14 protein-coding genes and 14 pseudogenes are annotated in these 26,533 nt (G+C 66.7%); 14 read left to right on the plus strand and 14 right to left on the minus strand.

Features of this window, described 5'->3' with window-relative positions; translation table 11 throughout:
- Positions 1 to 18: 18 nt before the first annotated feature.
- A pseudogene (locus tag OIE75_RS33750) lies at positions 19 to 747 on the minus strand (transposase).
- Between the two features lie 448 nt (positions 748 to 1,195).
- Between OIE75_RS33750 and OIE75_RS33755 the strand changes: the two are divergent.
- Positions 1,196 to 1,888 (plus strand): annotated as a pseudogene (locus OIE75_RS33755) (IS5 family transposase); the annotation flags it as partial.
- Positions 1,889 to 1,956: 68 nt separating this feature from the next.
- On the opposite strand, the gene OIE75_RS33760 reads toward OIE75_RS33755, so the two are convergent.
- Positions 1,957 to 2,688, minus strand: a complete 732-nt coding sequence (locus OIE75_RS33760) for a TetR family transcriptional regulator (RefSeq protein WP_329473212.1) — start codon at positions 2,686 to 2,688, stop codon at positions 1,957 to 1,959.
- Positions 2,689 to 2,769: 81 nt separating this feature from the next.
- Here OIE75_RS33760 and OIE75_RS33765 point away from each other — a divergent pair, with 81 nt between their 5' ends.
- From OIE75_RS33765 to OIE75_RS33775, 3 genes are all read left to right on the plus strand, one after another.
- Positions 2,770 to 3,939 carry an acyl-CoA dehydrogenase family protein gene (locus OIE75_RS33765; protein WP_329473213.1) on the plus strand — a complete coding sequence of 390 codons (1,170 nt, stop codon included), beginning with the start codon at positions 2,770 to 2,772 and terminating at the stop codon, positions 3,937 to 3,939.
- Positions 3,936 to 4,820: a 3-hydroxybutyryl-CoA dehydrogenase gene (locus OIE75_RS33770; RefSeq protein WP_329473214.1), complete on the plus strand. Its 885-nt coding sequence runs from the start codon at positions 3,936 to 3,938 to the stop codon at positions 4,818 to 4,820. Before OIE75_RS33765 ends, OIE75_RS33770 begins: the two co-directional genes overlap by 4 nt.
- A gap of 97 nt (positions 4,821 to 4,917) precedes the next feature.
- On the plus strand, positions 4,918 to 5,091 hold the full coding sequence (locus OIE75_RS33775; protein ID WP_329473215.1) for a helix-turn-helix domain-containing protein: 174 nt from the start codon (positions 4,918 to 4,920) through the stop codon (positions 5,089 to 5,091).
- A gap of 251 nt (positions 5,092 to 5,342) precedes the next feature.
- On the opposite strand, the gene OIE75_RS33780 is transcribed toward OIE75_RS33775, so the two are convergent.
- A protein-coding gene (locus OIE75_RS33780; protein WP_443078422.1) for an IS5 family transposase occupies positions 5,343 to 6,150 on the minus strand; the annotation gives its coding sequence in 2 pieces (ribosomal slippage) (positions 5,343 to 5,799 and positions 5,798 to 6,150; 810 coding nt in all).
- 61 nt (positions 6,151 to 6,211) lie between these two features.
- Here OIE75_RS33780 and OIE75_RS33785 point away from each other — a divergent pair.
- From OIE75_RS33785 to OIE75_RS33805, 5 genes and pseudogenes are all read left to right on the plus strand, one after another.
- Positions 6,212 to 6,571, plus strand: coding sequence for a hypothetical protein (locus OIE75_RS33785; protein ID WP_329473217.1), 360 nt, complete (start codon positions 6,212 to 6,214; stop codon positions 6,569 to 6,571).
- A gap of 278 nt (positions 6,572 to 6,849) precedes the next feature.
- Positions 6,850 to 7,110 (plus strand): annotated as a pseudogene (locus OIE75_RS33790) (transposase); the annotation flags it as partial.
- 68 nt (positions 7,111 to 7,178) lie between these two features.
- Positions 7,179 to 8,384 (plus strand): annotated as a pseudogene (locus OIE75_RS33795) (IS3 family transposase).
- Between the two features lie 21 nt (positions 8,385 to 8,405).
- Positions 8,406 to 9,022: pseudogene (locus tag OIE75_RS33800) on the plus strand (transposase); the annotation flags it as partial.
- Between the two features lie 85 nt (positions 9,023 to 9,107).
- Positions 9,108 to 10,235 (plus strand): annotated as a pseudogene (locus OIE75_RS33805) (IS701 family transposase); the annotation flags it as partial.
- A gap of 351 nt (positions 10,236 to 10,586) precedes the next feature.
- Here OIE75_RS33805 and OIE75_RS33810 read toward each other — a convergent pair.
- The 3 genes and pseudogenes from OIE75_RS33810 to OIE75_RS33820 form a co-directional block, all read right to left on the minus strand.
- On the minus strand, positions 10,587 to 11,126 hold the full coding sequence (locus tag OIE75_RS33810) for an ISAs1 family transposase (protein WP_329474114.1): 540 nt from the start codon (positions 11,124 to 11,126) through the stop codon (positions 10,587 to 10,589).
- A 316-nt stretch (positions 11,127 to 11,442) separates the two neighbouring features.
- Positions 11,443 to 11,757: pseudogene (locus tag OIE75_RS33815) on the minus strand (transposase family protein); the annotation flags it as partial.
- Between the two features lie 171 nt (positions 11,758 to 11,928).
- Entirely contained in the window at positions 11,929 to 12,318 is a 390-nt protein-coding gene (locus OIE75_RS33820; protein ID WP_329473218.1) for a MerR family transcriptional regulator, read from the minus strand.
- A gap of 54 nt (positions 12,319 to 12,372) precedes the next feature.
- Here OIE75_RS33820 and OIE75_RS33825 point away from each other — a divergent pair, with 54 nt between their 5' ends.
- The gene (locus OIE75_RS33825) at positions 12,373 to 13,980 is read left to right on the plus strand and encodes an oxidoreductase (RefSeq protein ID WP_329473219.1); all 1,608 of its coding nucleotides are present in this window, start codon (positions 12,373 to 12,375) and stop codon (positions 13,978 to 13,980) included.
- Positions 13,981 to 14,093: 113 nt separating this feature from the next.
- Here OIE75_RS33825 and OIE75_RS33830 read toward each other — a convergent pair.
- Both OIE75_RS33830 and OIE75_RS33835 read right to left on the minus strand, forming a co-directional pair.
- Positions 14,094 to 15,092: pseudogene (locus tag OIE75_RS33830) on the minus strand (IS630 family transposase); the annotation flags it as partial.
- Between the two features lie 201 nt (positions 15,093 to 15,293).
- Positions 15,294 to 16,669: pseudogene (locus OIE75_RS33835) on the minus strand (IS1380 family transposase).
- 177 nt (positions 16,670 to 16,846) lie between these two features.
- Between OIE75_RS33835 and OIE75_RS33840 the strand changes: the two are divergent.
- Positions 16,847 to 17,137 (plus strand): annotated as a pseudogene (locus OIE75_RS33840) (transposase); the annotation flags it as partial.
- Between the two features lie 242 nt (positions 17,138 to 17,379).
- On the plus strand, positions 17,380 to 18,147 hold the full coding sequence (locus OIE75_RS33845; RefSeq protein ID WP_329474011.1) for an IS5-like element IS1373 family transposase: 768 nt from the start codon (positions 17,380 to 17,382) through the stop codon (positions 18,145 to 18,147).
- 1 nt (position 18,148) lies between these two features.
- On the opposite strand, the pseudogene OIE75_RS33850 reads toward OIE75_RS33845, so the two are convergent.
- Positions 18,149 to 18,286: pseudogene (locus OIE75_RS33850) on the minus strand (transposase); the annotation flags it as partial.
- A gap of 61 nt (positions 18,287 to 18,347) precedes the next feature.
- Here OIE75_RS33850 and OIE75_RS41620 point away from each other — a divergent pair.
- A protein-coding gene (locus OIE75_RS41620) for an IS630 family transposase (protein ID WP_443078410.1) occupies positions 18,348 to 19,420 on the plus strand; the annotation gives its coding sequence in 2 pieces (ribosomal slippage) (positions 18,348 to 18,858 and positions 18,858 to 19,420; 1,074 coding nt in all).
- Here the strand turns inward: OIE75_RS41620 and OIE75_RS33865 are convergent.
- Positions 19,403 to 20,088: pseudogene (locus OIE75_RS33865) on the minus strand (IS5 family transposase); the annotation flags it as partial. The gene OIE75_RS41620 and the pseudogene OIE75_RS33865 sit on opposite strands and share 18 nt — an antisense overlap.
- A gap of 50 nt (positions 20,089 to 20,138) precedes the next feature.
- Positions 20,139 to 20,867, minus strand: a pseudogene (locus OIE75_RS33870) (IS5 family transposase); the annotation flags it as partial.
- 126 nt (positions 20,868 to 20,993) lie between these two features.
- Between OIE75_RS33870 and OIE75_RS33875 the strand changes: the two are divergent.
- The gene (locus tag OIE75_RS33875; RefSeq protein WP_329472111.1) at positions 20,994 to 22,370 is read left to right on the plus strand and encodes an IS1380 family transposase; all 1,377 of its coding nucleotides are present in this window, start codon (positions 20,994 to 20,996) and stop codon (positions 22,368 to 22,370) included.
- 1,220 nt (positions 22,371 to 23,590) lie between these two features.
- On the opposite strand, the gene OIE75_RS33880 is transcribed toward OIE75_RS33875, so the two are convergent.
- The 3 genes and pseudogenes from OIE75_RS33880 to OIE75_RS33890 all read right to left on the minus strand — a co-directional run bounded on the left by OIE75_RS33880 (position 23,591) and on the right by OIE75_RS33890 (position 26,475).
- On the minus strand, positions 23,591 to 23,899 hold the full coding sequence (locus tag OIE75_RS33880; RefSeq protein ID WP_329474115.1) for a transposase: 309 nt from the start codon (positions 23,897 to 23,899) through the stop codon (positions 23,591 to 23,593).
- Between the two features lie 29 nt (positions 23,900 to 23,928).
- Positions 23,929 to 25,050 (minus strand): IS630 family transposase, encoded by a 1,122-nt coding sequence (locus OIE75_RS33885; RefSeq protein WP_329473220.1) that lies wholly within the window; start codon positions 25,048 to 25,050, stop codon positions 23,929 to 23,931.
- 175 nt (positions 25,051 to 25,225) lie between these two features.
- A pseudogene (locus tag OIE75_RS33890) lies at positions 25,226 to 26,475 on the minus strand (IS701 family transposase).
- Positions 26,476 to 26,533 lie beyond the last annotated feature (58 nt).

Genomic DNA, 26,533 nt, shown 5'->3' on the forward strand with positions numbered 1-26,533 from the left:
GGTTGTCTGGCTCGAGGTTCAGGTGTCGCGCCAGTTCGGGGTGGATTCTCGGGTGAGGCGTCGGCTTATGATGCCGATCATGGCGAGGGGGATCATGGCTTCGGAGCGGTGGGGGTGGGTTTCGTAGTCGCGAGTGAGGCGACGGTGATACATGAGCCAGCCGACGGTCCGCTCGGCCACCCAGCGTCGCGGGATCACCTTGAAGCCCTTGATGCCGAGGTCGCGTTGAACGATTTTCACGTCGATGTCGAGGCGGGCGCCGTGCTCGATGGCTTTGGTGTGGTAGCCGGTGTCGGGCCATGCCTTGGTCAAGCGAGGGTGGGACACCGGATGCATGCCGCCGATTTTGTCGGAAACGCTCGCCGCGGTGACCCAGACAGTCAGGAGCAGGTCGAGGGCGTCTGCCCCGATATGGTGCTTGCGACCTGCGATCCTTGCCTGCGTCGATGCCCTGACCGACGGCCGGCACATTGCTGGAGGTCTTCACGGACACCTTCTTTCTGCCAGGCGGTGAAGTAGCCGTAGACCGTCTCCCACGGTGCGAAGTCGTGCGGCAGATACCGCCATGGGATACCAGTGCAATCGACATAGAGGATGACGTTCATTATGCGACGTATGTCATGCTCGGGCGGGCGGCCGATGATGAGGCCCTTGCTCCTGCGCTCAGCCCGCCAGGCGGTGAGTGTGGGTCCGATCAACCCAGTGTGCCCCGGAAAGGTCACTGGGATACGGGCGGTATCGCGTCATGTTTCGGTAGTACCGTCGAGCGGCCGCCTCCCCAGGGCGCAAACGAGGCCAACCGGGGGCGCGTTGGGATCAGACAGGAGCGAATGAATCAAAACGGGTCGTCGAATGACGACACGAATCCCTCGCCCCACATCAGGCCCATCTGCCCCAAGGACCCCGTGCCGAATCAGCCCGCGAATCAACGCCAAACAACCCTGCCAGGATAAAACGCTCTTTCAGAGGTCGTTTTCACCTTGGTTGCGTTTATATGGCCGGGTTTCGGGGCTGCAGAGGTCAGGTGCTGGTGAGGCGAAAGGTGCCAGTGAGCCTTGAGGGGCCGATGGTGTGTCCTCGGAGGCGCGAGGTGACGTGCGCCTGTCTCATTCCAGGACGCCCGGTTCCATGCCGTGCTTCCACGGCCGAAGACGCACGCCTGGGCGCACTCGGTTCGCGGCGGTACGCCCAGGTCATGAGTGAACGACGTCCGTATCCGAGTGATCTGTCTGATGCCCGTTGGGAGTTGATCGAGCCGGTTCTGGCGGCCTGGCGCTTTGAGCCCCGCGGCCGGGCCCTGGACTTCGGGCGTCCGCCCGAACACGAACTGCGCGAGATCATGAATGCGATCCTTTACGTGGACCGCACCGCGGTGCAGTGGCGCTACCTGCCGCATGACTTCCCGCCCTGGGGGACGGTCTACGGCTACTTCGCGAAGTGGCAGAAGGAAGGGGCGTTTGCCCAGTTCAACGGTCTGCTGCGGGAGTTGGTGAGGCAGAAGGAGGACCGGAGGGCGCAGCCGTCGGCCTGCGTCATGGACGCGCAGAGCGTGAAGACCTCCATCAGCGTCCGCACTGCGAGTCAGGGCACGGATGCGGGTAGGAAGATCGTGGGGCGTCAGCGGAGCATTGTGACCGACACGCTCGGCCTGCTGCTGGCGGTGCTGGTCACGGCTGCGAGCGTGCAGGACTCCGTGGCCGGCACCCAACTGCTTGATCAGGTAGCCGCTGGCCATCCCGGCATCCGCAAGGTGTGGGTGGACGGCGGCTACCGTCAGCACCTCGTCGAGCATGCCGCCACCTTGGGCATCGGCATGGAAATCACCGCCCGCACCCCCGGGACCAGGGGATTCACCCCGATACCGAAGCGGTGGGCGGCCGAGCGGACCTCTAATCAATCGCCGTCTCCGAGAGTGCCGTCACAGAGGGAAGGTACTGAGTACCCTCCCCCATGAAGCTAGCCCCTCCCGGATTCTGGTTGCCACGCCTCTTCGATCTGCTGCATGATCTGCCACCTGGGGACGCTGCTCCTAGCGACCAGCACGAGTGTTTCACCAGTGTCGTTCCAGGTGCGATGGACCAGGTCGAGGGCTTGGTCCACGCCGATGGCTGCGTTGCCGCAGGCGCCAGAGCGGAGCCAGGCGCGCAGGCCGAAGTTGTGTGCTGCCACGACGCTGGCCGCCACCGTGTAAGCGCGGACTTCGCCGTCCGGCAGGGTGGCGAAGCGGCGCTTGAGGTAGGTCGCAAGCGCACGCTCGTAGCGCCGCACCACGGACGTCTCGTGGGCTTTCAGCGACGCGACCTTGCGGGTCAGAGCGTAACGCTTTACCGAGAACTCGGCGTTCTCGGCGTACATACGCATGACGAGCCTGGCCGCGCCGCACGCCCGGCCCACCGGGTCCGGGTCCTGAGCCCCCTCCTCCAGGTACTGGACCATGTCGGACAGGGCCCGCTCGTGGTCGGGAAAGACCACCTCTTCCTTGGTGGGGAAATACCGGAAGAAGGAGCGGCGCCCCACGCCGGCGCGCCGCACGATGTCATCGACGGTCGCGCTCTCGTAGCCGCGCTCCGCGAAAAGGTCGAAGGCGGCCGAGACAAGCAAGTCTCTGATGGGCGTCTTTTCCTGCTCGTCCGTGGCTCCCTGGCCCTTGGCGCCGACCCGGCCCGTTTCGTCGTGCTGCTCAGTCATGAGGCGAACCTATCGGCTAGCGCAGCGTGTGGCACTCGATGTGCATAATAAGGGTACCGAGTGCCATCAACAGGAGATTGAATGTCAGACTTCGACGTGTACCGCCCGTCCGAGGAGCACGACATGCTCCGGGACGCCGTCCGCTCGCTGGCCGAGGCGAAGATCGCGCCGTACGCCGCCGCGGTGGACGAGGAGGCCCGCTTCCCGCAGGAGGCCCTGGACGCCCTGACCGCGAACGACCTGCACGCGGTCCACGTCCCCGAGGAGTACGGCGGCGCGGGCGCCGACGCGCTCGCCACGGTCGTCGTGATCGAGGAGGTGGCCCGCGTCTGCGCCTCCTCCTCCCTCATCCCGGCCGTGAACAAGCTCGGCTCGCTCCCGGTGATCCTCTCCGGCTCCGAGGAGCTGAAGAAGAAGTACATGACCCCGCTCGCCAAGGGCGACGGCATGTTCTCCTACTGCCTCTCCGAGCCCGACGCGGGCTCGGACGCGGCCGGCATGAAGACCAAGGCCGTCCGCGACGGCGACTTCTGGGTGCTCAACGGCGTCAAGCGCTGGATCACCAACGCCGGCGTCAGCGAGTACTACACGGTGATGGCCGTCACCGACCCGAGCAAGCGCTCCAAGGGCATCTCCGCCTTCGTCGTGGAGAAGTCCGACGAGGGCGTGTCCTTCGGCGCCCCGGAGAAGAAGCTCGGCATCAAGGGCTCGCCGACCCGCGAGGTCTACCTCGACAACGTCCGCATCCCCGCCGACCGCATGATCGGCGCGGAGGGCACCGGCTTCGCCACCGCGATGAAGACGCTGGACCACACCCGCATCACCATCGCCGCCCAGGCCCTCGGCATCGCCCAGGGCGCCCTCGACTACGCCAAGGGCTACGTCAAGGAGCGCATGCAGTTCGGCAAGCCGATCGCCGACTTCCAGGGCATCCAGTTCATGCTCGCCGACATGGCCATGAAGATCGAGGCCGCCCGGCAGCTGACGTACGCCGCGGCCGCGAAGTCGGAGCGCGATGACGGCGACCTCACCTTCCAGGGCGCCGCCGCCAAGTGCTTCGCCTCCGACGTGGCCATGGAGGTCACCGCCGACGCGGTCCAGCTGCTCGGCGGCTACGGCTACACCCGTGACTACCCGGTGGAGCGCATGATGCGCGACGCCAAGATCACGCAGATCTACGAGGGCACCAACCAGGTCCAGCGCATCGTCATGGCACGCAACCTGCCCGGCGTACAGGGAGGTACGCGATGAGCGCGGAAACGTCCGATGTACGTAAAGTCGGCGTCGTGGGATGCGGCTTGATGGGTTCGGGTATCGCCGAAGTCTGCGCGCGAAAAGGGCTCGAAACCCTCGTGTACGAGGTAGACACTGGTGCGCTCGAGACGGGCCGGGGCCGAATTATGCATTCCCTCGGCCGAGCTGTCGAGCGGGGCAAGATGACGGTACAGGAACATGACACGGCTCTGGGTGCGCTCAGGTTTACCGCAGATCTCCACGACTTCGGAGACCGGGATCTGATCGTCGAAGCGGCGCCCGAGGATGAGGCGCTGAAGACCGAGATCTTTGCCACCTTGGACCGGGTTGTCGCGAGGCCCGACGCCCTATTCGCCTCCAATACGTCGTCCATACCGATCATGAGACTCGGTGCTGCGACCTCGCGACCGGGTCAGGTCATGGGCCTGCACTTCTTCAACCCCGTCCCGGTGCTCGATCTCGTCGAGCTAGTGCCGTCCCTGGTCACGAACGACAGTGCATGGGAGCGCATGCGTCACTTCGTCGCTGACGTACTGGGGCGGCATGTCATCGTTTCCCAGGACCGTGCCGGGTTCGTGGTCAATTCCCTTCTCATCCCATACCTTCTCGCCGCCATCCGTATGTTCGAATCTGGCTTTGCCGTAGCCCACGACATCGACGAGGGCATGGTGCGTGGATGCGCTCACCCCACGGGACCACTGGCGCTGGCCGACCACATCGGTCTGGACACGACCCTGGCCGTCGCGGAGTCCCTTTACAGTGAGTTCAAGGAACCGCTCTACGCGCCGCCGCCACTGCTGTCCCGCATGGTCGAGGCCGGCCACCTCGGGCGTAAGGCCGGACGGGGTTTTTACACCTACTCAAGAGCTGGTCGCTGACGCCGAGTTGGGCCCGTTGTGGCATGAGCGTCATCAGGCCAAGCTGGCCTCTCGGCTGCGAAGGAGTGCTGCGGGTGCCGGTGCGAAGCACCGGCTGGTGTTCATCGATCGGCTCCTCGCCACGCCCAACCATCTCCGCCACGGAGTCACCCATGACGTGCTGACCTGCTGGTTCGGAGTGGGCCGTTCCACTATCACCCGCGCCATCGGCGAGTTGCGGCCGTTGCTCGCCGAGCGGGGGTGCACGATCAGCCCCGGCGTCCGGCTGTGAACGCTGGCCGAGGTCATCGACCACCTGGGCGCAAGTGGGCAGACGGGCATCGTCGACGGCACCGAGATCCGGGCCCACGGGCCGGCCGCCGGACGTAGAGACCGGGACACCTTCATCTCCGGGAAGAACAAGCAGAACGCCGTCAAGGCCATGGTCCTCACACTGACCGGAGCGGGCGGCTGCTGTTCTGCAGCCCGATCGCGCCCGGAAGCTGCGCGGACATCACCCCTGCCCGCGAGTTACTGATCGTTTCAGAATGCGGTGCGTAGCCGCCTCAAGCAGATGATGACGCAGGCGAGTTGGAGGAGTCCCTCGTGGAGGTCTGCACGTATCTCGTAGCGGATGCGCAGGCGCTTGAACTGGTGGAGCCACGCGAACGTGCGCTCTACGACCCAGCGGGTCTTGCCCAGGCCAGAGCCGTGCGGGGCGCCGCGTTGGGCGATCTTCGGGACGATGCCGCGGGCCCACAGGAGCCGGCGGTACTTGCGGAAGTCGTAGCCGCGGTCGGCGTACAGACGCTTCGGCTTGTGGCGAGGACGGCCGCGGCGGCCCCGGATACGCGGAATCGCATCCAGGAGCGGAATGAGCTGGGTGACGTCGTGCCGGTTGCCGCCGGTCAGTGATCCGGCGAGCGGGGTGCCGTGGCGGTCGACGATCACATGGTGCTTGCTGCCGGGGCGGCTGCGGTCAACTGGTGAAGGTCCGGTGTGAGCCCCCTGTGAGGGCTCTGATGTGAGAGCCATCGATCGAGCAGTCGTCCATGTCCAGCAGGTCGGCGCGTCGCAGTTCGAGGAGCAGGGCTTCGTGCAGTCGGGGCCATACCCCAGCCTCGGTCCAGTCCCGCAGCCGCCGCCAGCAGGTGATCCCGGAACAGCCGATCCGTTCGGGCGGGACGTCCGCCCAGGACACGCCCTTGCGCAGGACATACACGATCCCGGCCAGCGCAGTACGGTCGTCGACCGGCTTGCTTCCGGGAAACCGGTGCCGCCGCGGCGGCCGTGCCGGGATCAGCGGGGCTGTCCGCTCCCACAGGTCGTCGGGCACAAGATCATTGTTCACGCCGGAAGCGTGCCAGAACAAAGCGGTTGAGGAGGGTGAATCGGCCCGGCACACTCGCTCGATGAGCGACAGCACACCATCGGGCAGCTGGGATGGACCCTGGTACCGCGTCCGTACGGAGCAGTTCGAGGCTGCGTTCCTCCCGGATGCCGGCGAGGAGCTGGAGACGGTGGACGACATCGACGTCGAAGTGAGGCTGCCCGATGGTTCGCGGTGGAGCGCGACCATCTGCACTGTTGCCCAGGTCGAGGTCCTGATGAAGCGGTGGGCGAAGAGCGGAGAGGCCCTGGGAGGCCGCTACTTCTGGTGCTTGGGTGGGCTCATCGTCCGCGACGCTGGCATCAGCAACATGATCCGGGTCCTCGCCGGTCTGATCGAGACAGGCGAGTTCACGCAGATCCTTCAACGACTCGACGACTGACTGCCACCCGCCCTGCCGGCCTCATTCTGAAACGATCAGTTAGAGGTCGTTTTCACCTGTACTGCCCGCTTATCAGTGAATTCTCGAAGTGTCGGGTCGTGGTTCAGGTGAGGTGGCGGAGGCGGCTGGCGTCTATGAGGCGGGCGGGGTTGCGGATGAGGCAGAAGGAGACGTAATCCTGTCTCATCCCAGGATGCCTGGTCTTCGCGGCCGTGTGTGCGTCGACTGTCGCCGCTGTGCGCCTGGGCGCACTCTGCCCGCAGCGGTACGTCGGAAGCATGGTGAAACGACGTCCGTATCCGAGTGATCTGTCCGATGCCCGTTGGGAGTTGATCAAGCCGGTCCTTGCGGCCTGGCGGTTTGAGCGCCGCGGCCGGGCGCTGGACTTCGGCCGGCCGCCCGAACACGACCTGCGCGACATCATGGACGCGATCTTGTACGTGGATCGCACCGGCGTCCAGTGGCGCTACCTGCCGCATGATTTCCCGCACGGGAACACCGTCTACGGCTACTTCGCCAAGTGGGCGGACGAGGGTGTGTTGGGCCTTGACCCCTGATGTTGGACACACGAGACACTGGATCCTGAGGATCTGAGGACGGACATCTCGTGGTCATGAAGAACTATCCGCCGGAGTTCAAGGCGGACGCGGTCGCGCTGTACGAGTCGCGGCCGGAGGCGACGATCAGGTCGGTCGCCGCCGACCTGGGGATCAACCCGGAGACGCTGCGGAACTGGGTCCGGGCGGCCGGGGTGGGCCGGCCCCGGGGACGCAGGACGCCGGAACCGGCCCAGCCCCCGACCCCGCTGGAGGCGGAGAACGCGGCTCTGCGGAAGAAGGTCCGTGAGCTGGAGGAGGAACGCGAGATCCTGCGGAAGGCGGCGAAGTATTTCGCCGGGGAGACGCGCTGGTGAACCGCTTCCAGTGTGTCGCCGACCTCCAGCGCCGCCACGGCGTGAAGCGGCTCTGCAGCATCCTCGGCGTCGCCCGCTCCAGTTTCTACTACTGGCGCCGGACGGCTGCGGACCGGGCCGCCCGGCAGGCGGCCGACGCGAAGCTGGCCGTCCGGATACGGGCGGTCCATCAGGAATCGGACGGCACCTACGGAGCGCCGAGGATCACCGCCGAGCTCCGCGAGGAGCACGGTGAGACGGTCAACCACAAACGCGTCGCAAGGATCATGCGGGCGTCCGGAATCAAAGGGATCCGGTTGCGCCGCCGTCACCGCACCACCGTCCCCGACCCGGCAGCGGCCAAGGGCGCTGGACCTGATCGGCCGCGACTTCACCGCCCAGGCTCCGAACACGAAGTACGTCGGCGACATCACCTACCTGCCCATCGAGGGCGGGAAGTTCTGCTACCTGGCGACCGTCATCGACCTCGCATCGCGACGGCTGGCCGGCTGGGCCATCGCCGACCACATGCGCACGGATCTGGTCACCGACGCCCTGGTCGCGGCCGTCCACACCCGCGGCAGCCTCGCCGGATCGATCATGCACACCGACCACGGAGCCCAGTACACCAGCAGAATTTTTGCCGAAGCCTGCAGATCAGCAGGGGTCCGACAAAGCATGAGCGCGGTCGGGTCCAGCGCGGACAACGCACTCGCCGAGTCCTTCAACGCGACCTTCAAACGCGAGACCCTGCAAGAGCGAAAGAGCTGGCCAACCGAGCGCGAGGCCCGACTCGACGCCTTCCGATGGCTCCACCGCTACAACACCCGACGCCGACACTCCTGCCTCGGACAACGATCACCGATCGCCTTCGAGAACACCCTCCAGCCCACACCAACTACGCTGACACCAGCCGCATAGCCCGTGTCCAGGATTCGGGGTCAAGGCCCGTTCGCCCAGCTCAACGGTCTGCTTCGGCAGCTGCTGCGGGAGAAGGAAGGGCGGGAAGGCGAGCCTTCAGCGTGCGTGATCGACGCCCAGAGCGTGAAGACCTCGACCAGCGTCCCGGCCTCCGGTCAGGGCATCGACGCGGGCAAGAAGATCGTTGGCAGGAAGCGGAGCATCGTCACCGACACGCTCGGCCTTCTCCTCGCCGTGCTGGTCACCGCGGCGAGAGTGCAGGACTCCATCGCCGGCGCCCGGCTCCTGGATCAGGTCACCGCCGACCACCCCGGGATCCGCAAGGTCTGGGCCGACGGCGGCTACCGTCAGCACCTCGTCGAGCACGCCGCGACCCTCGGCATCGACATGGAAATCACCGCTCGCAAGCCCGGGAACAGGGGTTTCACCCCGATTCCGAAACGGTGGGCGGTCGAGCGGACGTACGGCTGGCTCATGCTCCACCGCCGCCTCGCGCGTGACTACGAAACCCTTCCAGCCGCTCCGAAGCCGTGATCCACATCGCCATGACCGACCTCATGGCCCGCCGCCTCACCGGCGAGAACACCATCTCCTGGCGCGACCCGACGAAGGCCATGAAACAACCGATTACGGGATGAAACATCGGGCGAAAACGACCTCTTAGTACTCCAGCAGCGGATCGTGTCTTGAGCTGGTGGTTGTCGTTGTCCTGGTATGGAGGGGATGACTGAAGTCGGTTGCTGGGCTGCGGAGTTGGATTCGGTGTTCGCTCGGGTGGCGGGCCGGTTCGCTCGGGCGGATCTGCGGTGGCGGATGCGGGACTATGTCCGCGGTGTGCTGGGCCGAGCGGCACGGAAGAACGGCTGGCAGCTCGCGGAATGGGCAGGTCACCGCACGCCGGACGGCTTCCAGCGGCTGCTGAACAGCAGTGTCTGGGACGCGGACGCGTTGCGCGACGATGTCCGTGCCTACGTCGGCGAATGTCTCGGCCCCGATGGCGTGTTGATCATCGACGACACCGGGTTCATCAAGAAGGGCACCACGTCGGCCGGGGTGGGCCGGCAGTACACCGGCACTCCGGGAAAGATCGACAACTGCCAGATCGGGGTGTTCGCCGCCTACGCCACCGGCTCGGGCCGGGCCCTGGTGGACCGCGAGCTCTACCTGCCCAAAGCCTGGACGTCCGACCGCGACCGCTGCCGGGCGGCGCAAATCCCTGATGAGCGGGCGTTTGCGACCAAGGGTGAACTGGCCCGGGACATCGTCCGCCGGTGCCTCGGTGCGGGTCTGCCCGCCACGTGGTTCACCGCGGACGAGGCCTACGGGCAGGACTGGCACTTCCGCCGCCTGCTCGAGCAATGCGACGTCGGCTATGTGGTGGCGGTGCCCAAGTCGCAGCAGATCAAGTCCCTGGCAGGCATCTGGCGCATCGACCAGCTCATCGAGGACGCCCCTGCCGATGCCTGGCAGAGACTCTCCTGCGGCGACGGAGCGAAGGGCCCGCGTGTCTACGACCGGGCCGCGGCCGAGCTGCCCGCCAACCTCGTCTTCGACCCCGACCCGCCGCCCCATCACCGCTGGGTGATGGCCCGCCGCAGCCTGTCCTATCCCGAAGAGGTGGCCTACTACTTGGCCTACGCCCCCGTCGGCGTCGAGATCGCCGAGCTGGCCCGAGTGGCCGGCTCCCGCTGGGCGATCGAGGAGTGCTTCCAGGCCGCCAAGAACGAATGCGGCCCCGACCACTACGAGGTCCGCCGCCATCCCGGCTGGTACCGGCACATCACCCTGGCCATGCTCGCCCACGCCGTCCTGACCGCACTCGCCGCCCAGGCCGGCGAGGCCTCAAAGGGGCTGCAGAAACGGATCAGCCCTCGTCCCGCTCACCGTGGCAGAAATCCGGCGACTCCTGGACACTCTCCTGCCCCACCCACGAACCGACCACGACCCCGTCACCCACGCACTGAAGTGGTCGGCCTGGAGAAGACACCGCCAGGCCGTCGCCCGCCGCTGCCACTACCGAAAACGCAGCTCAGAACACGAACCGCTGCTGAAGTAGTAAGGGTTCAGGGAGGGTTAGCGTTCGTCTGATCTAGCCTGTCATAGCGGTCGGCGTCAGCTCAGCTCACCTCGACCAGCAGGGTATTGAGCGGTGAGATCGGCTGGTCGATGCAGGGTGTTCGCGTGAAGTGATCTTGTCCGGGTTCATCCGGTGAGGCCGAGGGCGGTCAGGGGTCGGAGGCGGTCGCGGGCGGTCTGGCGGAGGGCTGCGGCGATGTTGGTGTGGCCGTCCTGCCGGTGGACGCTGATGGCGAGCAGGCTGGCCATGGTGCGAGGCAGGGCAGCGGCGCGGATTTTGGAGTCGTCCTCGCGAAAGGTGCGGTCGCGGACGTGGTGCAGCAGGTTCTCGATCGTCCAGTGGCCGCGGATCCAGGCAGCGAGTTGGGCGCCGGTGGCTACGCCGGGCGGCAGACTGGTGATCAGGTAGACGCGTTCGATGGTGAGCTTGCCGCTGGTGAGATCCCGTCTCCAGCGCACGACTTGGAGAGCCTGCTGGGCATCGGGGTAGTCGATGTGGGCGAAGGCGGCCGTCTTGAGCCTGCGGATCTCCTGGCGGTGGTGGGCGCGGGTGCGCTCGTAGTGGTCGAGGGTGATCTCGCGCCAGGGCAGACGGCGGACGCCGTCGAAGAGGCCGGGGTGGTTGACCTTGACGTGGGAGATGTAGTGGGCGCCGCGCTCGCGCAGGTAGGTGCTGTGTGTGCAGGGCGTCGGCGGCGATCACCGTGTGGGTCAGGTCGAGGGTGTCCAGCAGTGGTGCGAAGGCGGGGATCTCGTTGCTCTTGTCGGCGACCTGGCGCTGGGCGAGGACGTCTCCGGTGTGGGTCATGGCGGCCAGCAGGGCGATGGCCGGCGAGGTGGCGGTGCGCGAGCCGCGTACGGTCTTGCCGTCCCCGGCGATCGGCTGCAGCCCGGCCCCGGCGGCGGTATTGCGGGCAGTGAGGAAGGAGCCGATCGCGGCGTCCAGCGCGTCACCGTCCAGACGGGCCAGCAGCCGGCGCACGGTGCCCGGGTGCGGCACCGGGATCCGGCCGGTCAGCGGGTCGGGCGCGAAGCCCAGGGCTCGCAACGCCCAGCGCGGAGCGTCGGCGAGCCGTTCACCGATCGCGGTCAGCGACCGTGCACCGGCCAGGACGCTCGTCGCGGCGGCCGACAGCAGCGGGACCAGCGGGTACAGGCGGCCCCGGCGACCCCTCGGGTCGGGTACGAGGGTCAGGTAGTGGTGCAGGCGCACGGCATTGGCAACGGGCGCGGAGGCTTCAGCGCGGGCCAGTTGGTCCAGCGCGCAGGGCACGGGAGATGATACAGGGGCAGGCACGGTCTCGCTCGGTTCTCATGGGTCTCGACAACCACATGATCACCGGCGCCGTGCCTGCTCTGCTACCGGTCCCAGACCAAGACATGACGGCACGTCACGGATCACCACACCGAGCCCGGACCGATCGCTTTCATGCAAAGACCCTGGCCTGACGACCCCTGTGACGGGGAACTATTCGGGACGCGCCGCTTCCATCGGGGTTGTCATGCCGCGCGGTGTGCTGTGGCCTGCGAGGTAGCTATCGAGAGTTTTCCGGCGTGCTGTCAGGCGTTGTTCCTGTCGGGCGAGTTCGTTGCGGATCTCACGGACACGCCTGAGGAGGGCGGCACAAGCTGGGCCGGAAGGGGTGCGTACGAGCAGTTCAAGGCTCTCGCGGATGATCTGCGAGGATAGGCCGGCGCTGAAGAGGTCCTGGATGAAAGCGACCTGCTCCACCGCGTCAGATGTGTACTGCCGGTAGCCATTTGCCTGGCGGTAGCTGTGAAGTAGGCCCTGTTCCTCGTAGTAGCGCAGGGATCGGGTACTTACCCCGGTAGCTTCGCTGAGTTGTCCGATCCTCATTACGGTTCTCCGGTGTTGACATTGACACTGATGTGAAAGTTTAACGTTGCGGGCATGACGACCGCAGGAGAGGTGGAGGGCCGGGCCGCGGTGGTGACCGGTGCCACGAGTGGTATCGGAGCCACGATCGAGGAGCTGTTAGCTGAGTATGGTGCACATCTCGTGCTGGTGGCCCGGGACCTCAACCGTATGGAGTCGATGGCGGCACGGTTACGGGCCCGGTACGGCGTTGACGTGTTTACCTCGCCCCTTGACCTCGCTGACCGAGAGTCGCCCCGTCTGGTAGCCGAGTGGCTCGACGAAGCCGGGGTCGAGGTTGAGATGCTGGTCAACAGTGCGGGCACCAGCATGGTTGGTGTCCTTGGCGACAGTAATCCGGCGCAGGTGCGCGCGATGCTGGAGGTTAATGTCGGGGCTCTCGCCGGACTGACTGCATGGCTGCTTCCGGGTATGCGGCGCGGTCGCGGATCAGTGATCAACATTTCCAGTACGGGCGCCTACCAGCCGACCCCTTACATGGCAGCCTACGCGGCCTCCAGAACGTTCGTCCTCTCCTTTACCCAGGCGGTGTGGGCGGAGACCAGTGGTACGGGCGTGCGTGTCGTGGCAGTCTGCCCGGGGCCCACTGAGACAGCGATGGGCACGTCGTCATCTCTGGGCAGGCGTCAGCCTGAGGACGTGGCTCGGACGGCCTTGGCCACGCTCGGCGACGGTCGTCCCGCTGTCGTGGATGGGCTGGTAACGCGGCCCTGGCCTTCATCTTCGGCAGGTTGCTGTCCGCCACCACCGCAGCCCGCATCGCGAAGCGGATCTTGCCAATGGTTTCTACCCCTTGAGCCCAGCACGGCAGCCTTCTCCGAGAGGAATCCCATGTCTGAACCCACTGCCACGCTCTCTACCGAGTTCGGTGGACTAGTCGGTCGACGCGTACTGATCACTGGAGGCAGTAAAGGGATCGGGCGTGCTGTCGCCGCCCGGCTGGCGGCCTCCGGGGCCGCCGTCGTTGCTGTCGCCCGGAGCGCTCCTGACACTCGTCTCCCGCACTCGGTGAAGTTCGTGCCGGCTGACCTCAGTACGGCCGAAGGATGCACTGAGGTGGTATCTGCCGCGACCGACCTGCTGGGTGGGATCGACGTACTGGTTAACAACGCCGGTGGCGGAGCCCAGCCATCGGACGGCCTGCTCTCCACTTCCGACGCTCTTTGGGATCAAGCGCTGAGTCTAAATCTCTTGGCTTCGGTTCGTCTGGACCGTGCTGTACTTCCCGGGATGGTTGCACGCGGCGGCGGAGTGATTGTCCACGTCACGTCTGTGGGCGCCCACCTCCCGATCGGACCCAATGCGCCGTACGAGACGGCCAAGGCCGCACTCTCGACCTACAGCAAGGCATTGGCGAACGAGTTTGCCCCTCGTGGCGTTCGAGTGAACCGGATCTCACCGGGCCTGGTCGTCAATGACGCCATCTCCGCGCTGTTGGCCGAGCCGGTCTCGGATGATCCCAGGACACAGATGCTGCGAAAGTGGATAGGCAGCATCCCAATCGGCCGCCCTGGAACCCCCGTCGAGGTTGCCGACCTGGTCTCGTTCCTGGTTTCTGACCAGGCGGCTTTTATCACTGGTGCCGATTTTCGAATCGACGGTGGCTCGTTCCAAGCCGCGTGACCCGATGCCTTTGCTGATAAGGGGTCGTCGACTGTTCGGCTACCGCACCGGCCACCTCGACCAACGGTGCTACGGCACCGCCCTGACGGTCGGCCGATTATCGGCGGCGCGATCTAGTCTTCTGAGTCAGGATTTCTGTTCAGATAGCTGGCGAGGCGTTCGAGGATCTCGTCTGCGGTCTTCGTCCGGATGTAGGGCTTGGGATCGGTGTTCCATGCGGCGGTCCAGGTCCGGATGTCCTTCTCCAGCGCCTGGACGCTTCTGTGGACGCCTCGCCGTATCTGCTTGTTCGTCAGCTCGGCGAACCACCGCTCGACCAGGTTGAGCCAGGACGAGCCGGTAGGCGTGAAGTGCAGGTGGAAGCGGGGGTGGGCCAGCAGCCAGGTTTTGATGGCTGGGGTCTTGTGGGTGGCGTAGTTGTCCAGCACCAGATGCACGTCCAGGCCCGCCGGCACCTCCCGGTCGAGTTTGATCAGGAACTTCTTGAACTCCTCGGCACGGTGCCGGCGGTGCAGGGAGCCGATCACCTTCCCCGTGGCCACCTCCAGTGCGGCGAACAACGTGGCGGTGCCCGCGCGCACGTGGGTGACCCGCTGCGGGACGCCGGGCATCATCGGCAGCACCGGCTGGGACCGGTCAAGGGCCCGGATCTGCGACTTCTCGTCGACACAGAACACCAAGGCCCGCTCGGGCGGGTCCAGATAGAGGCCGACCACGTCGTGGACCTTGTCGACGAAGTACGGGTCCGTCGACAGCTTGAACGTCTCGGTGCGGTGCGGTGCGGTGCGGTGCGGCTGCAGGCCGAAGGCCCGCCAGATCCGCGACACGGTCGACTGCGACAGACCCGTCTCCGTGGCCATCGCCCGCGTCGACCAGTGCGTGGCGTTCTTCGGCGCGGTCTCCAGCGTCCGCTTCACCACCGCAGCGACCTGCTCGTCGGTGACCGTCCGGGGCCCGCCAGAGCGCGGCACGTCACCCAGCCCGGCGATCCGGTGCCCGACGAACCGCCTCCGCCAGCGGCCCACCGCATGCGGTGTCGAACCGAGCTGTGCGGCCACGTCCTTGTTGGACGCGCCAGTCGCACAGGCCAGGATGACCCGGCACCGCAAAGCCCACGCCTGCCTCCTGACTCAGAAGACTAACTGGCTCTAACCTCGATCTTGCGTGACGGTCCGCCGACGGAGTCGGTGGACCGTTTTCGTGCTGTGGGCTGAGGCTGGGCAGGTTGAGGGCCCGAGTGTCGTCTCGGATGGACGCCGGGTTCCACTGCTCCGGCCGGAGGGTTCTCTCGTAGGGGCGGATGAATCCGCTGCTCATCCCGGGTTCGGCAGGAGTGCGAGCCGTTCGAGGGCGGCAGTGATGTGACTGGTCCAGGGCCAGTGCTGGGCCAGGCGGAGGATTTGCCGACGGCCGGTGGTCACGAGCTGTCCGGCCGTGGTGAACAGGCGGAGCCGCAGGCGGCGAGGTTCCCAGAGACGGGCCTTGCCGGTCAGGGCGAGCATCGGCATCCAGGCCAGCAGGTCGAGAGCGATCTGCACGATCTCCAGCCAGATCCGGTTCTGGGCCGTGCGGTGCAGAGGAAGATTCCGCAGGCCGGTGGCCCGGGCGGCCCGGATGCGGTCCTCGGCCCGGGCCCGCAGCCGGTGACGGAGCTCGAGCTCGGCGATCGGCCGGCCCGAGGTGTTGGTGGCGAAACAGGTCAGCCGCATGCCGTCCGCGTCCGTGAGCCTCAACTGGGCCCCGGGTGCGGTCGTTCCTTCCTGACGATCAGCCGCATGTCCTTGGGCCAGCCGTCCAGAACGTCGCCGGTGAGTTCAGCGACCCAGGCGCCGTCGCGGATCTCGCCGCCGGTCTCGATGGCCGCCGTCCAGGCCGAGGCCGGAACCTTCAGCACGTGCTGGTGGATCGCGTCGGTGATCACCATGCCGACCGAGTAGGACAGCCACCGTCCCCGCTGGGCGAGCCATGCGACGAAGTCGTGAGTGCCGCCCGCGGAGTCAGTGCGGATCAGGGTCCGGCGCCCACGCCGGTACTTCTTCGGCAGCTGGGCCAGCGCCAGTTGGGCGGCGGTGACGTGGTCGGACGCGGTGTTCGAGCCCGCGTTTCCTGGTCTGAGCAGGGCCGCGACCGGTTCCCCCGTGCCGCCCGGTCCGTGGTCGACGAAGCCCATCAGCGGGTGATGGCCGTAGGTCCGCTTCCAGGTGGGTGCGGCGTCCTCCTTGTCCGAGTGCGCGATCACCAGCACCCCGTCGAGGTCGACGGTCACCGCCCCGCCCGCATCAGGCGCTGCCCGTCCGGCCAACCGCCAGGCACGTTGACGGACTTCAGCCCGCGCGGAACGGATGGCCCGCAGGGCCTTCTCCCCGGAGGCTGCGAGGGTGTCGATGAGGCGGGAGACCGTCGGGTCGGAGGCGACCGGCCCGAACACGGCCGGCTCGGCCCGCAGCATGCCGATATCCGCCAGGCAGTCCCCGCCCATCGCGACTGCCAGCGCGAGGTCCAGGAGGATCTTCCCGGGATCGTGGACGGCCCGCGGCTTCCGCCAGGGCGCCAGGGCTGCGGATATCGCCTGGTCAAGGCCCGTCTTGCGGACCGTCTCCAGCAGCAGGACCGCACCGGCCTGCGAGACCACCTGCCGACCGTCTCCCTGGACACGGACACGCGGGTACGACGAGATAGGCTCTCTCACCTGGAAAGTGCTCTTTTCCTTGCAGCCAACAGGACCCTCAGCAAGTCCTATCGTTGCAGGTCAAGGGCACTTTCCGTGTTTCTGATCATCTCTTGGACAACCCACCTCGCGAAAGCGCGAGGCTAACAAAAGCTGCTGATCATGAGGCTGTCGGCCTCTCTGCTCGTATGTCTGGGCATGGGAAACCGTCAGTCGCGGCCGTGGATCGTGTCGGATGAACTGTGGTCGCTGGTCGGGCCGTTGTTGCCGAAGCCGGGTCCGAAGAAGGCCGAGGGCAGACCGCGGGTGCCGGACCGCCAGGCCCTGTGCGGGATCCTCTTCGTCCTGCACACCGGTATCCAGTGGGAGTACCTGCCCCAGGAACTCGGCTTCGGCTCGGGCATGACCTGCTGGCGGCGCCTCGCGGCCTGGAACGAGGCCGGCGTCTGGGACCAGCTCCACCAGCTGCTGCTGAACGAGCTGCGGTCGAAGAGCAGCAACGGCTCGACCAGCGACCACAGTTCATCCGACACGATCCACGGCCGCGACTGACGGTTTCCCATGCCCAGACATACGAGCAGAGAGGCCGACAGCCTCATGATCAGCAGCTTTTGTCAGAGCCAGTAAGACCGTGTCCTACGTGGTGAGGCGGATGAGTCGTTTGTAGCAGCAGAGGGCGGCGGCTAGAGGTTGTCCCGTAACCGGTGGTGCTGCTGGTGCGTTGGTCGGGCATGGGTGGGGTGATCTCAGCAGATGATCCGAAGTGGATCGAGCCGTTTGCGGGTCTGACCGAGGTGCAGTTTGCGAGGCTGGTGGCACTGGTACGGCGCCGAGGTGGCGACGTTCAGCGTGGCCGGCCATGGCGGCTGTCGCTCGAAGACCGGGTGTTGCTGGTGGCGACGTACTGGCGCACGAACCTCACGTTGCGGCAGGTGGCGCCGTTGTTCGGAGTCTCGAAGTCCGCTGCCGACCGCATCTTGGACCATCTCGCACCGCTGCTGGCCATCTCGCCCGCGCGGCGGCCGCGCAAGGACACCGTCTACATCGTCGACGGCACTCTGGTGCCCACCCGCGACCGCAGTGTCGCCGCGTCCAGCAAGAACTACCGGTACTCGACCAATCTGCAGGTCGTCATCGACGCCAACAGCCGCCTGGTCGTGGCCATCGGTCTCCCGCTGCCCGGCAGCCGCAACGACTGCCGGGCCTTCACCGAGTCCGGCATCGATCGGGCCTGCCGCGGCGCCCCGACCCTTGCCGACGGCGGCTACCAAGGCACCGGCCTCCTGATCCCGCACCGCAAACGACGAGGCCAGAGCCACCTCAGCCCCTCGCAGGAGGCAGAGAACGCCGTCCATCGCCGGGCACGAGCGCGCGTGGAACACGCCCTGTCGCGGTTGAAGAACTGGAAGATCCTGCGGGACTGCCGACTCAAGGGCGACGGAGTTCACCAGGCCATGCTCGGCATCGCCCGACTGCACAACCTGGCCCTCACTGGATAACTCACACTCCATACGGGACAACCTCTAGGCCGAGAAATGCCAGGTAGTTGCGGGGGTCGCGCTCGTACCGCGGGCTGAGTCTGCGGTAGCCGGACAGCCACGACATGGTGCGCTCGATGACCCAGCGTCGGCGTCCTACTGAGGATTTCGGGTTGTCGTCGGGTAGTGACGGCTGATGGCCCCTGCGGTATGCCGTTGGTGTGAGGTATCCGGAGGGTGGGGGCTTGACCGCTGAGCGGCGGGCCTTTCGTGAGGGGATCCGGCTTCAGGCCGGCGAGAGGTTCGCGGCGGGCGAGAAGACGGCGGCGATCGCGAAGGATCTGCGGGTGAGTGTGCGGTCGGTGGAGCGCTGGCGTCGTGCCTGGCGCGAGGGCGGCATGGAGGCCCTGCGCTCGGCGGGTCCGGCGAACTCCCCGACCGTCACAGACGCCCAGTTCGCCGTGCTCGAGGAAGAACTCGGCAAGGGGCCGGCCGTACACGGCTTCGAAGACGAACGCTGGACCCTGACACGGGTGCAGACGGTGATCCGCCGGCGTCTGCGGGTGAGCCTGTCGGTGGCGACGGTGTGGCGGCTGCTGAAACGGCACGGTTGGTCCTGGCAGGCACCCGCCCGCAGAGCACTCGAGCGCGACGAGCATGCGGTGGAGCTGTGGAAGAGGGAGGTGTGGCCGCAGGTAAAAGACTCGCGGCGGCGTCCGGTGCCTGGATCGTCTTCGAGGACGAGGCCGGCTTCTCGATGACCCCGCCCCGTGCCCACACCTGGGGCCGACGCGGACACACCCCCGTCATCCGCGTCCGCGGCAGGTCCCGCCGCCGGACTTCCATCGCCGCACTGTGCTGCTACAAACCCGGCGAGAAGAGCCGCCTCATCCACCGGCCCCGCGCTCACCTCCGCCTCAAGGGCGCACGCAAAAGCCTCTCCTGGCAGGACTACCGCGACCTCCTGGTCCGCGCACACCTCCAGCTCGACGGCCCGATCGTGGTGGTCTGGGACAACCTCAACACCCACCTGGCCACCGGGCTGAAGCAGTACGAGGCCGACCACGACTGGCTCACCACCGTCCGCCTCCCGCCCTACGCACCCGACCTCAATCCCGTCGAGGCCGTCTGGTCGCTGGTACGCAGGGCGATGGCCAACACCGCCTTCGACACATCCGCCGACCTCGACCGCACCCTTCGCCGCGAGTTACGCAGGATCCAGCTCCGACCCCACCTGGTCGACGGCTGCCTGACCGCCACAGGTCTGGCCATCACCCCACCGACCCCGCCCTGAAAACCTCAGTAATCGTTCGCTGGACTCGATGCCCTTGCGGGCGATGCGGACGCCAATGCGCTTGCCGCGTAACCATTTCCGCAGGTGGGGGATGTCGTACGCCTTGTCGGCGTGCAGGCGCTGGGGCTTGAAGTGGCGGTCGCGATGGGGGTCGTGTCTCGTTTGGTGACCCTCCACCATCGGCTTCAGTCCTTCGCTGTCGTGGGTGTTGCCGGCGGAGACACCGACAACGAGGGGCAGGCCGTTCGCGTCCGACAGGATGTGCATCTTGGAACCCGGCTTGCCCCGGTCCACGGGGCTCGGACCTGTGTGTTCGCCCCCTTTTTGGCCCGGACGTGGGCGGTGTCGAGTACGACGCGGGTGACGTCGATCAGGCCGGCGTCGTCGAGCCGGTGCAGTACGGCCTCGTGCAGACGGCCCCAGACACCGGCTCTGGACCAGATCAGGAACCGGCGGTGCGCAGTCGACTTCGATATCCCGAAGCACGGCGGCAGAGCCCGCCAGGCGCAACCGCTGACCAGCACGTAGATGATCGCCGCGAACAGCGTCTCATCAGGTGTGTCCTGCGTTCCGCCACCCTGCGGTCGCACCTTCGACGGCGGGATCAGCGGCTCGGCGATCTCCCACAGCCCGTCCGGAACAATCCAACTCCACGTACCCCGCCCCATAGACAGCCCAACGAGCGATCACCACGTAGGACACGGTCTAAGACCGTGTCCTACATGGTCAGGTTTCGGAGCCGTTTGTAGCAGCAGAGGGCTGCGGCGAGTCCGAGGAACGCCAGGTAGTTGCCTGGTTCCCGCTCGTAGCGGTGATTGAGCCGGTGGTAGCCGGTCAGCCAGGACATGGTGCGTTCGATGACCCACCTCCGGCGGCCGAGTCGCTCGCTGGACTCCACTCCCTTGCGGGCAATGCGGACGCCGATGTGCTTGCCCCATAGCCATCGCCGCAGGTGAGGCACGTCGGACGCCTTGTCAGCATGAAGGCGTTGAGGCTTGGAATCGTTCGCATGGGATTCGTGTCCCATGTGGAAATGGGACACCATCGGCTTCAGAGCGAGACTGTCATGGGTGTTGGCCGCGGAGAGTCCGACGCGTAGGGCAGTCCGTTCGCATCCGACAGGACATGCATCTTGGAACCGGGCTTACCCCGGTCCACGGGGCTCGGACCTGCAAGTTCACCCCCCTTTTTTTTTAGCGCGGACATGGGCCGAGTCGAGGACCGCGCGCGAGAGGTCGATGAGGTCCTTGCCGTCCAGGAGCTGGAGTACCTTCTGGTGCAGCTGCCCCCACACCCCGGGCCGGGACCAGATGAGGAACCGGCGATGCACCGTCGGCTTCGACGCCCCGAAGCACGGCGACAGGGCTCGCCAGGCGCAGCCACTGACCAGCACGTAGATGATCGCAGCGAAGACCGCCTCGTCATCGATGTTCGCAACCCCACCGCCCTAACCTCGCGCTTTCGCGAGGTGGGCTGTCCAAGAGATGATCAGAAACACGGAAAGTGCCCTTGACCTGCAACGATAGGACTTGCTGAGGGTCCTGTTGGCTGCAAGGAAAAGAGCACTTTCCAGGTGAGAGAGCCTATCTCGTCGTACCCGCGTGTCCGTGTCCAGGGAGACGGTCGGCAGGTGGTCTCGCAGGCCGGTGCGGTCCTGCTGCTGGAGACGGTCCGCAAGACGGGCCTTGACCAGGCGATATCCGCAGCCCTGGCGCCCTGGCGGAAGCCGCGGGCCGTCCACGATCCCGGGAAGATCCTCCTGGACCTCGCGCTGGCAGTCGCGATGGGCGGGGACTGCCTGGCGGATATCGGCATGCTGCGGGCCGAGCCGGCCGTGTTCGGGCCGGTCGCCTCCGACCCGACGGTCTCCCGCCTCATCGACACCCTCGCAGCCTCCGGGGAGAAGGCCCTGCGGGCCATCCGTTCCGCGCGGGCTGAAGTCCGTCAACGTGCCTGGCGGTTGGCCGGACGGGCAGCGCCTGATGCGGGCGGGGCGGTGACCGTCGACCTCGACGGGGTGCTGGTGATCGCGCACTCGGACAAGGAGGACGCCGCACCCACCTGGAAGCGGACCTACGGCCATCACCCGCTGATGGGCTTCGTCGACCACGGACCGGGCGGCACGGGGGAACCGGTCGCGGCCCTGCTCAGACCAGGAAACGCGGGCTCGAACACCGCGTCCGACCACGTCACCGCCGCCCAACTGGCGCTGGCCCAGCTGCCGAAGAAGTACCGGCGTGGGCGCCGGACCCTGATCCGCACTGACTCCGCGGGCGGCACTCACGACTTCGTCGCATGGCTCGCCCAGCGGGGACGGTGGCTGTCCTACTCGGTCGGCATGGTGATCACCGACGCGATCCACCAGCACGTGCTGAAGGTTCCGGCCTCGGCCTGGACGGCGGCCATCGAGACCGGCGGCGAGATCCGCGACGGCGCCTGGGTCGCTGAACTCACCGGCGACGTTCTGGACGGCTGGCCCAAGGACATGCGGCTGATCGTCAGGAAGGAACGACCGCACCCCGGGGCCCAGTTGAGGCTCACGGACGCGGACGGCATGCGGCTGACCTGTTTCGCCACCAACACCTCGGGCCGGCCGATCGCCGAGCTCGAGCTCCGTCACCGGCTGCGGGCCCGGGCCGAGGACCGCATCCGGGCCGCCCGGGCCACCGGCCTGCGGAATCTTCCTCTGCACCGCACGGCCCAGAACCGGATCTGGCTGGAGATCGTGCAGATCGCTCTCGACCTGCTGGCCTGGATGCCGATGCTCGCCCTGACCGGCAAGGCCCGTCTCTGGGAACCTCGCCGCCTGCGGCTCCGCCTGTTCACCACGGCCGGACAGCTCGTGACCACCGGCCGTCGGCAAATCCTCCGCCTGGCCCAGCACTGGCCCTGGACCAGTCACATCACTGCCGCCCTCGAACGGCTCGCACTCCTGCCGAACCCGGGATGAGCAGCGGATTCATCCGCCCCTACGAGAGAACCCTCCGGCCGGAGCAGTGGAACCCGGCGTCCATCCGAGACGACACTCGGGCCCTCAACCTGCCCAGCCTCAGCCCACAGCACGAAAACGGTCCACCGACTCCGTCGGCGGACCGTCACGCAAGATCGAGGCTAACGAGGCCCCTGAGCGGCGTGGTTGAGACGTCAGGCAGCTCAATCGACAGCTCGGAAGCCTTGCTCGTTGCGCTGCGTGGACCGTCACCTGACCGGTGGCCAGTTCGAAGAAGCTCAGCCATCGACTCACAACGGTGAACCGCTCAGAGGTGGGACACGTTGACGAGGGTGGTCCCCCGCGGCCGAAGAGACGAAGGGGCGGGCGAGCAACGCAACAGCAGAAGCATTATCTATTGGACGATTGCACTGAGGAGCGAAAATGCCGTGGACTCGCAACTCCGAACATCCGTGGGCCGATAATAGCGGGCGGGAATGGTCGGCCGACGACATCGCGACGTCGATTACTAGCCATTTTGGATATATGAGCAATCAGGGCTTTTCCCGCGGATCCATCGATCGCAGGGATAACGCCCGGTTCACGCCGCAGGAGGCGACCGAGTCTTGCTGGGGACAGAATTTTCCGATCGGGCAGTACGTGCGCGAGTTGTCGGCGGGTGTGGGCGAGAATGATCTGTCCCGGCCGGAGAGGGACGCTCTGTGGCGAGCCGAACTACGTTTTGCGCAGGATGCTGATTACATGTATCTGTACGATCCCAGTGGGCGGCCTGGGCCCGAGGGAGCACCACAATACTTTGACTTCGGCGCACCAGGGCAGGATCTAGAGGAACACCAGGTCTACCTGGTAAACGCGTATGGCCAAGAATCCGACTGGCCCGATACGCCGCCCCTGCCTGAATATTCAGCTTCAGGTCCGGCCGCTCACAATGATCAACTCCCAGCGTATGTCCGCGATCGTCGGCAGGACCCGCATTCTCGTACACCGTGGCAAGCTCCCGACCTGCCGCCCGCATATACCCCGCCATCAAACACCGAGGTGGCCCGGGCTGCTTCCGCTGGACAGGGACAGGAACAGTGGGCCACAGCCAACCAACGGACACCGCCCCAGACCGGTGAACGTCGACGCCGCGACAGCTCGCCGTCTCCGACAGGAACACCTCCGGCGCAACGCCGCCGACGGTGAGCTTGACTCTGTCGGGGATCTTGGAGGTGCTGAGGTCAGCTGCCCAGGGTTCGCCAGGACTTCGTGCGGGGTATCTCACGCTGGTCGAGGTAGTTCTGGAAGGCAGTTGGTCGGCGGCGCGTGAGTGCTTCTTCGGCTGGTGGCAGTCCGCTGAGGCGCTCGATGTTGACGGCGATGGCCGTCAGGACGTGCTGGATGTGGGTCTTTCTCTGTCCTTGGTAGCGACAGCGTCGCATTCCGTGTCCGTGGGTGAACTCGTTGACCGTGCCCTCCACTCCGGAGCGAACCGCGTAGCGGGTCTTCCATTCGGGCGTCTGTTGCTCGGTGCGGACGCGGAGTTGCAGGTCGCGGAGCTCTCACGAGTCTTCCGGATTCAGGGCGCAAGCTGGAGAGTTCTGCCGCCCCAGCGGATGTGTTTCTCGCTGCGGATCCGTGCGCGCTCTCGTCGTTGGGCGGCGAGGACGTCGGGGTGGCGGGCGTTCTGGTTGCGCCAGCGCAGGTAAGCGTGCAGGGCCCGAGTCTGGACGGTGTCGTTGGGGTGGTTCGAATCGGCGAGGGTGAACTGCCGCAGAGGGCCGAAGTGGGCCTCGATCGGGTTGGCCCAAGACGCGTAGGTCGGAGTGAAACAGAGCTCGACCCTGTTCCGGGTGGCCCAGCGGCGGATCCGCCAGTTCAGGTGCGCGGACAGGTTGTCGAGGATCACGTAGATAGGGGCGCCGTCCGGGCGGGCTGCGCGGATCGACCGCAGTGCCGCCCAGGTGTGGTCGATGCCCTTGCGTCGGCGGACCACGCCCCACAGCTGATCGTCGCCGACTGAGTAGCAAACCTGGAAGTAGGTGATGCCGTGGGTGCGGCGGTAGGTCGCCGGCAGTCGTTCCGGGCTCCCCTTCGGAGCCCAGCACGATCCTGCGGTCGGGCGGATGCCGAGCGGCCCGAACTCGTCCAGGGTGAACGTCCGGTCCGGCCGCTCGGTGAGGGCGAACTCGATGCGGTCCAGCTTGGTGTCGAAGTCCGGGTCCGGGGACTCCTTCCAGGTTTTCGTGCGCTGGAAGGAGATCCCGCGGCGGATCAGGAGGCAGCGCAGGGCCTCCCTGCCGACCCTCACCGGGCGGGCAATGTTGCGCTGCAGCTGGTCGGCGAGCTTGCGGATCAACCAGCGGGTGAAGGGCTTGCCCAGTGCGGTGGGCCGGTTGGTGGCCGTCTCGACGACGAAGTTCTCGTCCTCAATGCTCAGCAGGCGGGGACGGCCTCCCGCCCACCGAGGGTCCAGACAGGCCAGACCCATCTCGTTGAATCGGTGGATCACATTGCGGACGGTGTCCTCGTCGGCCTGGACCAGTTGTGCAATCGCCGGGGCCGGGGTGCCGCCCGACGAGGCCAGCAGCATCATCGCCCGCCGGAACCGCACCAAACCGGTGCTTCCCCGCCAAACGATCCGCTGCAGCTTCTGCCCCTCCTGCTCGGTCAGCCGGCGAACCCTCACCGGTGATGCCATACCCGCCCCCTGCCACACGCCGTACTGACATCCAGCACAACGAGCGGCCCGGCAAAGGTTTCCGGTTTCCGGTTTCCGGTCTAATACTCCAGCAGCGGTTCGTGTCCTGAGCTGCGTTTTCGGTATTGGCAGCGGCGGGCGACGGCCTGGCGGTGTCTTCTCCAGGCCGACCACTTCAGTGCGTGGGTGACGGGGGCGCGGTCGGCTCGTGGGTGGGGCAGGAGAGTGTCCAGGAGTCGCCGGATTTCTGCCACGGTGAGCGGGACGAGGGCTGATCCGTTTCTGCAACCCCCTTGAGGCCTCGCCGGCCTGGGCGGCGAGTGCCGTCAGGACCGCGTGGGCGAGCATGGCCAGGGTGATGTGCCGATACCAGTCGGGATAGCGGCGGACCTCGTACTCGTCCAGGCCGCATTCGTTCTTCGCGGCCTGGAAGCACTTCTCAATCGCCCAGAGGAAGTCGGCCACCTGGGCCAGCTCAGCGATCTCGACACCAACGGGGGCGTAGGCGAGGCAGTAGGCGAGTTCGCCGGAGTCGGACAGGCTGCGGCGGGCCATCGCCCAGCGGTGATGGGGCGGCGGGTCGGGGTCGAAGACGAGGTTGGCGGGCAGCTCGGCCGCGGCCCGGTCGTAGACACGCGGGCCCTTCGCTCCGTCGCCGCAGGAGAGTCTCTGCCAGGCATCGGCAGGTGCTTCGTCGATGAGCTGGTCGATGCGCCAGAAGCCGGCCAGGGACTTGATCTGCTGGGACTTGGGCGCCGCCACCACATAGCCGATGTCGAGTTGCTCGAGCAGGCGGCGGAAGTGCCAGTCCTGCCCGTAGGCCTCGTCCGCGGTGACCCACTTGGCGGGCAGGCCGGTGGCCAGGCAGCGGCGGACGATGTTCCGGGCCAGTTCACCCTTGGTCGCAAACGCCCGCTCATCAGGGATTTTCGCCGCCCGGCAGCGGTCGCGGTCGGAGGTCCAGGCTTTGGGCAGGTAGAGCTCCCGGTCGACCAGGGTCCGGCTCGAGCGGGTGGCGTAGGCGGCGAACACCCCGATCTGGCAGTTGTCGATCTTTCCCGGAGTGCCGGTGTACTGCCGGCCCGCCCCGGCCGACGTGGTGCCCTTATTGATGAACCCGGTGTCGTCAATGATCAACACACCACCGGGGCCAAGGGACTCACCGATGTAGGCACGGACGTCGTCGACCAGGGAGTCCGCGTCCCAGACGCTGCTGTTCAGCAGCCGCTGAAAGCCGTCCGGCGTGCGATGGCCTGCCCATTCCGCGAGCTGCCAGCCGTTCTTCCGTGCCGCTCGGCCCAGCACACCGCGGACATAGTCCCGCATCCGCCACCGCAGATCCGCCCGACCGAACCGGCCCGCCACCCGAGCGAACACCGAATCCAACTCCGCAGCCCAGCAACCGACTTCAGTCATGCCCTCCATACCAGAACAACGACAATCGCCAGCTCAGGACACGATCCGCTGCTGGAGTATTACAGCG

The organism is Streptomyces sp. NBC_01723 (assembly GCF_036246005.1).
GTDB lineage: Bacteria > Actinomycetota > Actinomycetes > Streptomycetales > Streptomycetaceae > Streptomyces.

Excerpts from the sequence above, each read along its gene's own strand:
- OIE75_RS33760 (WP_329473212.1), bottom strand. The coding sequence starts at position 2,688 with ATGACTGAGCAGCACGACGAAACGGGCCGGGTCGGCGCCAAGGGCCAG.
- OIE75_RS33765 (WP_329473213.1), top strand. The coding sequence starts at position 2,770 with ATGTCAGACTTCGACGTGTACCGCCCGTCCGAGGAGCACGACATGCTC.
- OIE75_RS33770 (WP_329473214.1), top strand. The coding sequence starts at position 3,936 with ATGAGCGCGGAAACGTCCGATGTACGTAAAGTCGGCGTCGTGGGATGC.
- OIE75_RS33785 (WP_329473217.1), top strand. The coding sequence starts at position 6,212 with ATGAGCGACAGCACACCATCGGGCAGCTGGGATGGACCCTGGTACCGC.
- OIE75_RS33820 (WP_329473218.1), bottom strand. The coding sequence starts at position 12,318 with ATGAGGATCGGACAACTCAGCGAAGCTACCGGGGTAAGTACCCGATCC.
- OIE75_RS33825 (WP_329473219.1), top strand. The coding sequence starts at position 12,373 with ATGACGACCGCAGGAGAGGTGGAGGGCCGGGCCGCGGTGGTGACCGGT.
- OIE75_RS33845 (WP_329474011.1), top strand. The coding sequence starts at position 17,380 with ATGGGTGGGGTGATCTCAGCAGATGATCCGAAGTGGATCGAGCCGTTT.
- OIE75_RS33885 (WP_329473220.1), bottom strand. The coding sequence starts at position 25,050 with ATGGCATCACCGGTGAGGGTTCGCCGGCTGACCGAGCAGGAGGGGCAG.